Raw genomic sequence first — 8,288 nt, 5'->3', positions numbered from 1 at the left:
AGTGGCGTCCCATAGGGGGTTCGAACCCCTGTTACCGCCGTGAAAGGGCGGTGTCCTAGACCACTAGACGAATGGGACGCAGCCGTCTCGCCTCAACGAGGTGGCGCGCATGTTACTCGAGCCCCTAGGAGCTGTCAACTCCGCCCATGAACGCCCCGGGGCTGGAAATTACCGCTGCCGACGATGTCTGATGGAAGAGACCATGACACGCCGGCAGGACGACCTGAACCGAAAGGAGCAGAAACCATGCGCAGAAAAGTCGAGAAGAACGATGCGGAATGGCGCAGCCAGTTGACCCCGGAACAGTATCGCGTCACCCGGGAAAGGGGCACCGAGCCCCCCTTCAGCGGCGACTATCGGGTACATGACGAGCACGGCATCTACCACTGCATCTGCTGCCACGCCCCGCTGTTCGAGAACGAGCACAAGTTCGACGCCGGCTGCGGCTGGCCCAGCTTCGATCGCCCGCTGGGCAAGGCCGCCGTCGAGGAGCGCCCCGACGGCTCAGCCGGCATGCAACGCACGGAAGTGGTATGTGCCCACTGCGATGCCCATCTGGGGCATGTCTTTCCCGACGGCCCGCCCGAAACGACGGGGCTACGCTACTGCATCAATTCCGTGGCCCTAGCCTTCCATCCCGGCGAATGACCCTCGACCACTGCCCTGAGGCGGCCGACCATCTGCTATGATGGTCGGCCGTCACGTTTTGGGCAGGAGAGACCAAGCAATGCTCGGCTGGTATCCGGGACACATGAACAAGGCTCGCCGCCAGATCAAGGAGGCGCTGCCGGAAATCGACGTGGCGATCGAAGTGCTCGATGCCCGCCTGCCCTACTCCAGCGCCAATCCCATGCTGGCCGAGCTGACCCGGCACAAGCCGGTGCTGAAGATCCTCTCGCGGGCCGATCTGGCCGATCCCGAACGAACCCGCGAATGGGTTGCCCACTTCGATGCCCAGGCCGGGATGCGCGCCCTGGCGGTGACCACCACCCAGGCCCGGGAGCTCAAGCGCATCCCCAAGCTGTGCCACGAACTAGCCGGCGCGGTGCGCCCTGACCGTGACGTGCGTGTGATGGTCATGGGCATTCCCAACGTGGGCAAGTCGACGCTGATCAACGGCCTGGCCGGTAAGGCCATTGCCAAGACCGGCAACGAACCGGCGGTGACCAAGCGCCAGCAGAAGGTGCGCATCGCCGGCCGCGTGGCACTGGTCGATACACCCGGAGTGCTGTGGCCCAAGATCGAGGATCAGGCCAGCGCCTATCGGCTGGCGGCCAGTGGCGCCATCCGCGACACCGCCATCGACTACGTCGACGTGGCGGTGGTCACCGCCGCCGAACTGGCTCGGCGCTACCCCGAAGCGCTCACGGCACGCTTCAAGCTCGCGGCACTTCCGGCCTACGCGCCCCACCCGGAGGCCGAACGGGTCGAGGCCGATGGCCCCGAGCGGCCCGACCTGCTGGCCCAGGCCGGCTTCGACGGCCATGCGATACTGGCCGAGATCGCCGCCAAGCGCGGCGGCCTGCGCGCGGGCGGCGAGGTCGACCTGCACCGCGGCGCCGAGGTGCTGCTACACGAACTGCGCCATGGCAAACTGGGCCGCCTCACGCTGGAAACGCCGGCGGACATCCCGCCCGACGCCACGACCGATGACGAACTTTCGACCGCCGACACGCCCACCTGACACGACCGGCGCCCACCGGGCGCCACTGGACACCACCGACTTTCGGAATCGCCATGGAAACGCCCTCTCCGTTCAGGAAATCGCACAAGCTCGACAACGTCTGCTATGACATCCGCGGTCCCGTCCTCGAACAGGCCAAGCGCCTGGAAGACGAGGGCCAGCGCATCCTCAAGCTCAACATCGGCAACCCCGCCCCGTTCGGCTTCGAAGCGCCGGAGGAGATCCTCCAGGACGTGATGCGCAACCTGCCCACCGCCCAGGGCTACTGCGATTCCAAGGGGCTCTACTCAGCGCGCAAGGCGATCATGCAGGAGTGCCAGCGCAAGGCGATTCCGGGCGTCAGCATCGAGGACATCTACATCGGCAACGGCGTCTCGGAGCTGATCGTGATGGCCCTGCAGGCGCTACTCAACGACGGCGACGAAGTGCTGATCCCCGCACCCGACTACCCGCTGTGGACCGCCGCCGCCAACCTGTCCGGCGGACGAGCCGTGCACTACCGCTGCGATGAGCAGGCCGACTGGGCGCCCGATATCGCCGACGTGCGCGCCAAGGTGACCGGCCATACCCGCGCCATCGTCATCATCAACCCCAACAACCCCACCGGGGCGGTCTACCCGCCGGAGGTCGTCCGCGAGCTGCTGGCCATCGCCCGCGAACACGACCTGGTGGTGTTTTCCGACGAGATCTACGACAAGATCCTCTACGACGACGCCGAACACGTCTCCACCGGGGCCCTGGCCGACGAAGACCAGTTGGTGGTGACCTTCAACGGCCTGTCCAAGAGCTACCGCTGCGCCGGCTTTCGCTCCGGCTGGATGATCCTCTCCGGCCAGGTGGCCATGCAGCGCGCGACCGACTACATCCAGGGCATCAACATGCTCGCCTCGATGCGCCTGTGCGCCAACGTGCCGGCCCAGCATGCCATCCAGACGGCACTGGGTGGCTACCAGTCGATCAACGACCTGATCCTGCCCGGTGGGCGCCTGCGGGCCCAGCGCGACATCACCTTCGACAAGCTCAACGCCATTCCCGGCGTCAGTTGCGTCAAGCCCAAGGGAGCGCTCTACGCCTTCCCGCGCCTCGACCCCAAGGTGTTCGACATCCGCGACGACCAGCAGCTGGTGCTCGACCTGCTGCTGCAGGAGAAGATCCTGCTGGTCCAGGGCACCGCCTTCAACTGGCCGGACCCGGACCACGTACGCATCGTCACTCTGCCCTGGGCCGACCAGCTCGGCGACGCGCTGGACCGTTTCGCGAGGTTCCTCTCGCGCTACCGCCAATGAACAAGGTATTGCGATTGCGTACCCGACTTGAAACCCCGCGGCCAAGGCCGTATCTAAGCAACAGCTTGTCGACGCCGTGAACGGTGCGGACCCTTTGACGATCGACGGAGAGATCCCGAAATGATGCGAATCCTGCTCTTCCTGGCCACCAACCTGGCGGTACTGCTGGTTGCCAGCATCACCCTGCGCCTGCTGGGCGTGGACGGCTACCTCAGCGACCAGGGGCTCAACTTCCAGAGCCTGCTGATATTCTGTTTCATCTTCGGCATGGCCGGGTCGATGATCTCGCTGTTCATCTCCAAGTGGATGGCCAAGCGCAGCACCGGCACGGTGATCATCGAACAGCCTTCCAACGCTACCGAAAAATGGCTGGTCGACACCGTCGCCGAGCTGGCCCGCGAGGCCGGCATCAAGACGCCGGAAGTCGGGATCTTCCCCGCCCAGCAATCCAACGCCTTCGCTACCGGCTGGAACAAGGACGACGCCTTGGTGGCGGTCTCCGCCGGCCTGCTCAACCGCATGAAGCCGGACGAAGTGCGTGCCGTACTGGCCCACGAGATCGGCCACGTGGCCAACGGCGACATGGTCACCCTGGCGCTGATCCAAGGCGTGGTGAACACCTTCGTGATGTTCTTCGCCCGAGTGGTGGCTCACCTGGTCGATCAGTTCCTGCGTTCGCGCAGCGACGGCGAAGGCGGCCTTGGGTTCATGGGCTATTTCGCGGTGGTGATCGTCGCCGAGATCGTCTTTGGCATCGTCGCCTCCGCCATCGTGGCCTGGTTCTCGCGCTTCCGCGAGTACCGCGCCGATGCCGCCGGCGCCAAGCTCGCCGGCTCGGGGGCCATGATCGGCGCCCTGTCGCGCCTCAAGGCAGAAGTGGAAATGCCCGACCAGATGCCCGACACTCTGCGTGCCATGGCCATCACCAAGGGCCAGACGCGTTCGCTGATGGAGCGGTTGTTCGCCAGTCACCCGCCGCTGGACGATCGGATTCAGGCATTGAAGGAAGCCGAATACCGTTGAGGGCTGCGGGCTGCGGGCTGCGGGCTGCGGGCTGCGGGCTGCGGGCTGCGGGCTGCGGGCTGCGGGCTGCGGGCTGCAGGCAAGTCTAACTCGCCCATCGAAACCCGCAACTCGAACCCCGTGGCTCGTAGTCGTGGCTGGCAACTCAGCCCGGCGCTACCTGAAAGCCGGCGCCGGCCAGCAGCGGTGCCAGATCTTCGGTGCCCTCGCCTAATTCGATGCCCAGCGTGGCGAACTCGCGCCTCAGCGGGTAGTTCGCCCGGCAGGCATCGAAGCCACGTGCCAGGCCCTGGCGGTGCTGCTCACGCAGCAGGCGGTCGTGGTCGCGTCGCACGTCGAAGACGGCCCGAGCACAGAGCCGCAACGCCTCCTCCGGGGTGAGCCCGCCGCCGAGTTCGAGCCGCCGCAGGGGCGGTGTCGGCAGCAGGTCGGCCAGCCCGATGCGTGCCGGCAGCCCCAACTCGTGGCAGAGCGCAAGATAGACAGCATGGGTGCCACGCAGTTTGCCGTCGAGGCTGTAGCCAGCGACGTGTGGGGTAGCGATGGCGGCCAGGTCGCGCAAAGCCGGATCGATGGCCGGCTCGCCCTCCCAGACATCGAGCACCGCCGTGATGTCACCGGGGCCGGCGAGACGCCCACGCAGAGCCTGACCGTCCACGCAGTCACCCCGCCCGGCATTGACCAGCACGGTCTGCGGCGCCAGCTCCGCGATGCGCCGGGCATCGAGCAGATGATGGGTGGCATGGGGGCCATCGCGAACCAACGGCGTATGCAGGCAGAGTACGTCGCAGGCGTCGATCAGCGTCTCCAGGTCATGGAAGCCGGAGGCCCCCTGCCGTTGTGCACGTGGCGGGTCGCAAGCCAGACACTCGACGCCGAGGTCCTGCAGTCGCGTCAGCAAGCGCCCCCCCACGTTGCCGACGCCGACGATACCCACGCGCCGATCGGTCAGGCACCAATCGTGGCGCTCGCCTAGCGTCAGCAGGCTCGAAAGCACGTAGTCCACCACCGCTTCGGCGTTGCAGCCCGGCGCATTGGCGAAGTCGATGCCATGACGGACCAAGGCCGTCTCGTCGACATGATCGGTGCCGATGGTGCAAGTGCCGACGAAACGCAGCCGGCTGCCCGCCACCAGTGCTTCGTCTACCCGCGTGATGGAACGCACCACCAGGGCGTCGGCGTCACGCACGGCATGCGCGTCGATGTCACGTCCGGCCAGACGCACGACCTCACCCAGCTCGCCGAAACATGCCTCGGCGGCGGGAACGTTGGCGTCGACGACGATGCGCATGCTCACTCCCACGCGAGTTCCTGGAGAACCACCGCCGGAATCGGCGTATCCGACCAGACGCCCGTGAGACCAACCTTGTGGATCGCCTGCTGCGGCTTGAGAAAGAGGAAAACGTTGACTGCCTCGTCGGCGAGATGACGCTGCGCCTCGCCCAGCAGTGCGTGGCGAGCCGACGCTTCCTGCGCCGCCTCGATGCGCTTCCACAGCGCCTTAAAATCCGCATCTTGGTAGTTGAAGTAGTAATCATCGCGAGCATAGATATCGATATCCATGGGCTCGACGTGGGCAACGATGGTCAGATCGTAGTCGTGTTCGTTGAACACCTGAGCGAGCCACTCCGGCCAGTCGAGGCGTTCCAGGGTCACCTCGATACCCACCGCCTCGAGATCGGCAGCGATGTACAGGCTGGCGGATTCGGCGTACTGGGTCGGCGGCACCGTCAAAGTCAGCGACGAACCTTCGGCCTGGCCGGCTTCCGCCAAGAGTTCGCGCGCGCGCTGCGGATCATGGGGATAACGGTCGACCAGATCGACATAGGCCGGATGGCGAGGCGAGAAGTGGCTGCCGATCAACGGTGGGGAGATGGCGGGATAGATATCGAGCAGGGCTTCCCGGTCCACGGCATGGGAGAGCGCGCGTCGTACGCGGCGGTCGTCGAAGGGCGGGCGAGCATGGTTGATCGCCAGAATCACTTCGCCTTCGCTGAAACCGTCCTTGATTCGATAATCGGCACGGAGTGACAGGGCCATGTGCGACGTGAGGCTGCTGGCATCGGGGTAGAGGTCGATCAGCCCTTCGGCGAGCCCGCCCTCCAGTTCCAGGCGATTGCCGGTAAAGGTGAAGGTGGCACGCTCGATGGCCGGGGCTTGGCCCCAGTAGTCGGCGAAAGCCGCCAGGCGTACGCCCGAACCGCGCTCCCAGCCCTGGAATGCATACGGCCCAGTGCCCACCGGCCGCGTCACGTTGGTGTGGACGCTATCGGGATGCACCATCACGGCAGCGGAGAGTCCCAGCCGAAACGGCAGCAGGCTGTTGGGTTGCGAGAGATGCAGAACGAGCTCGTGGGAGCCGGCGACCTCCACCTCGCGAATCGCGCGATACAGCTGCCGCTGTGGATTGCCGGCATCCTCGCTCAACAAGCGTCGCAGGCTGTAGGCCGCCACCTCGGCGTCGAAACGCCGGCCATCGTGGAAGCGCACTCCCTTGCGTAGCCAGAAGCGATAGCGCAATCCATCCTCGGATACCCGCCAGCGCTCTGCCAGCCCGGGCCGTACCTCACCGTGGCGATCGATGCGGGTCAGTCCCTGGAAGACATTGCGATGAACGGTCTCGGCGGTAGTGGCCGACGGCGTACGCGTGGGGTCCAGGTGCGGCGGTTCGAGCTGCAGGTCGACTCGCAGGCTCTGCTGCGCCACTGCCACGCCAGACAGGCTCATCGACACGGCCAGCAGCAGTGTCGGCAACGCCGCGATTCGCTTACCCATTGTCGCCTCCCTCGCTATCGGACTGGCGCAGCGGCCGCACCACCACGCGGTTTCGGCCGCGACGCTTGGCCTCGTAGAGCGCCTCGTCGGCCGCCTTGAGGCAGCGATCGAACGCCGCGCCGGGAATCTTTTGCGCCACTCCGAAACTGGCCGTCACCCACAGCGTCACGCCATCGACCCGGACGACGGCCCCCATCAGTGCATGGCGAATGGTCTCGAGCATCGACGCCACTGCCGCCGCCGAACACCCCGGCACGAGCGCCACGAACTCCTCGCCGCCGTAGCGTGCCAGCAGCGCCGAATCCGGCAACCCCCGACTCAGTTGGTCGGCCACCATGCGGATCACCTGATCCCCCGCATCATGGCCATGATTGTCGTTGATCCGCTTGAAATGGTCGATATCGACCATGACCACGCTGTAGAGCTCGCTGTCGAGTGCCTGCTGTCGCTCGTTGATGGCACGCTCGAAATGGTGGCGATTGTAGAGATGGGTCAAGGCATCGTGACTGGCCATGAAGTCGAGTTCGCGATTCATCGCCAGGATGCGACGCTCGTTGTCGCTGATATTGTGCATGTAGCGCTGAATGGAACTCGCCATGCGGGCAATCTCGTCGTTGCCGCTGACATCGAGCTCCTCCGGCGCCGGCCGCTCGCGGCTGATGGCCCGATGCAGACGCAGCACCCGATGCACCACCGAGCGGCTGACGTAGAGCACCGTCACCAACAGTACCAGCATCGCCATGCCGGCAAAGCCGGCAAGCAAGCGCTCGCGCTGGCCGATCTCCTCGTTGAGCCGGTGCACCGAAGCGTCGAGCTGCGAACGGATATGGTTGACGTGATAGCCCACGGCCACGCCGAGCTCCATCGACAGCGAACGATTGGTGCGCATCTGTTCGGCGATCCGCTCCTCGAGATGATAGAGGCGCACCACGCTGTCTTCGTCGTGTGGCCCGCGACTCAGACGCAACGCCTGGGTATCGATGCGTCGCCGTACCAACGCATCCAGGGCGTTGAAGTTCTCGACCAGTTCGACCAGCGTGGTCTCGAGTGCGGTGAAGGAACCTTGTGTCGCGGGCGACGCTTCCAGTTCCGAAAGCAGCTCGCGAATCCACTCCTCGCGGTCGCTGATCTCGAACATCGCCTGGCGGCGACTGAAATGATCGTCGGCCAGCAGCAGCAAGGCTCCGCTACCCACCATGCTCTCGCTCTGCTGCTTCAGGCGGCTGGCCGTCATCAGCGCTCGGGTCGACTCATCGGACAAGCGCGACAGTGCCTGACGATACTCGCCGAACGACATCAGTGCCAAGCCGATGGTCGAGAGTATCACCAACGTCAGCAGCCCCGTCAGTACCGCCAGCCTGACGGTCAGACCGAACCCCTTTCTCATGTCACATCCTGTGCCCGAGAGCGTGGCGGATGAGTCGTGCCCGCCAAAGCCGACAAGCCACTCCGGCGAGATACCGTTGGCCCGCTTGTCCGGCAGAACGAGTGCATTACAATAGTTCCATCTCTTATCGGCC

Annotated in this window: 7 protein-coding genes and 1 tRNA gene; 4 read left to right on the top strand and 4 right to left on the bottom strand. The window is 65.5% G+C overall.

Annotation, left to right across the window (positions count from 1 at the left end; all coding sequences use genetic code 11):
- Positions 1-2 precede the first annotated feature (2 nt).
- Positions 3-78: transfer RNA gene (locus tag BLP96_RS00755), tRNA-Glu, on the bottom strand.
- A gap of 168 nt (positions 79-246) precedes the next feature.
- Here BLP96_RS00755 and msrB point away from each other — a divergent pair.
- From msrB to htpX, 4 genes are all read left to right on the top strand, one after another.
- Positions 247-648 carry a peptide-methionine (R)-S-oxide reductase MsrB gene (gene msrB / locus BLP96_RS00750; protein ID WP_089682092.1) on the top strand — a complete coding sequence of 134 codons (402 nt, stop codon included), beginning with the start codon at positions 247-249 and terminating at the stop codon, positions 646-648.
- Between the two features lie 79 nt (positions 649-727).
- A complete protein-coding gene (gene ylqF, locus BLP96_RS00745; RefSeq protein WP_089682090.1) occupies positions 728-1,684 on the top strand; it encodes a ribosome biogenesis GTPase YlqF in 957 nt (318 codons plus the stop codon).
- 53 nt (positions 1,685-1,737) lie between these two features.
- Positions 1,738-2,970, top strand: a complete 1,233-nt coding sequence (locus BLP96_RS00740; protein ID WP_089682089.1) for a pyridoxal phosphate-dependent aminotransferase — start codon at positions 1,738-1,740, stop codon at positions 2,968-2,970.
- Between the two features lie 120 nt (positions 2,971-3,090).
- On the top strand, positions 3,091-3,993 hold the full coding sequence (gene htpX / locus BLP96_RS00735) for a protease HtpX (RefSeq protein WP_089682087.1): 903 nt from the start codon (positions 3,091-3,093) through the stop codon (positions 3,991-3,993).
- 145 nt (positions 3,994-4,138) lie between these two features.
- On the opposite strand, the gene pdxB is transcribed toward htpX, so the two are convergent.
- The 3 genes from pdxB to BLP96_RS00720 are packed head-to-tail and all read right to left on the bottom strand — an operon-like array spanning position 4,139 to position 8,155.
- Positions 4,139-5,284: a 4-phosphoerythronate dehydrogenase PdxB gene (gene pdxB, locus BLP96_RS00730; RefSeq protein WP_089682085.1), complete on the bottom strand. Its 1,146-nt coding sequence runs from the start codon at positions 5,282-5,284 to the stop codon at positions 4,139-4,141.
- Positions 5,285-5,286: 2 nt separating this feature from the next.
- Complete coding sequence (locus BLP96_RS00725) at positions 5,287-6,768, bottom strand: ABC transporter substrate-binding protein (protein ID WP_089682083.1); 1,482 nt, start codon at positions 6,766-6,768, stop codon at positions 5,287-5,289.
- Entirely contained in the window at positions 6,761-8,155 is a 1,395-nt protein-coding gene (locus BLP96_RS00720; RefSeq protein ID WP_089682081.1) for a GGDEF domain-containing protein, read from the bottom strand. The genes BLP96_RS00725 and BLP96_RS00720 overlap by 8 nt, the downstream gene beginning before the upstream one ends.
- Positions 8,156-8,288: the final 133 nt, after the last annotated feature.

Origin of the sequence: Billgrantia gudaonensis (genome assembly GCF_900100195.1) — a bacterium.
Taxonomy (GTDB): domain Bacteria; phylum Pseudomonadota; class Gammaproteobacteria; order Pseudomonadales; family Halomonadaceae; genus Halomonas; species Halomonas gudaonensis.
Note: the sequence above shows the minus strand (reverse complement) of the source record. Positions and strands in the feature narration are given on the sequence as shown.

Bases quoted from the DNA above. Each gene is read 5' to 3' on its own strand.
- BLP96_RS00740 (WP_089682089.1), top strand. From the start codon at position 1,738: ATGGAAACGCCCTCTCCGTTCAGGAAATCGCACAAGCTCGACAACGTC.
- BLP96_RS00720 (WP_089682081.1), bottom strand. From the start codon at position 8,155: ATGAGAAAGGGGTTCGGTCTGACCGTCAGGCTGGCGGTACTGACGGGG.
- msrB (WP_089682092.1), top strand. From the start codon at position 247: ATGCGCAGAAAAGTCGAGAAGAACGATGCGGAATGGCGCAGCCAGTTG.
- BLP96_RS00725 (WP_089682083.1), bottom strand. From the start codon at position 6,768: ATGGGTAAGCGAATCGCGGCGTTGCCGACACTGCTGCTGGCCGTGTCG.
- htpX (WP_089682087.1), top strand. From the start codon at position 3,091: ATGATGCGAATCCTGCTCTTCCTGGCCACCAACCTGGCGGTACTGCTG.
- pdxB (WP_089682085.1), bottom strand. From the start codon at position 5,284: ATGCGCATCGTCGTCGACGCCAACGTTCCCGCCGCCGAGGCATGTTTC.
- ylqF (WP_089682090.1), top strand. From the start codon at position 728: ATGCTCGGCTGGTATCCGGGACACATGAACAAGGCTCGCCGCCAGATC.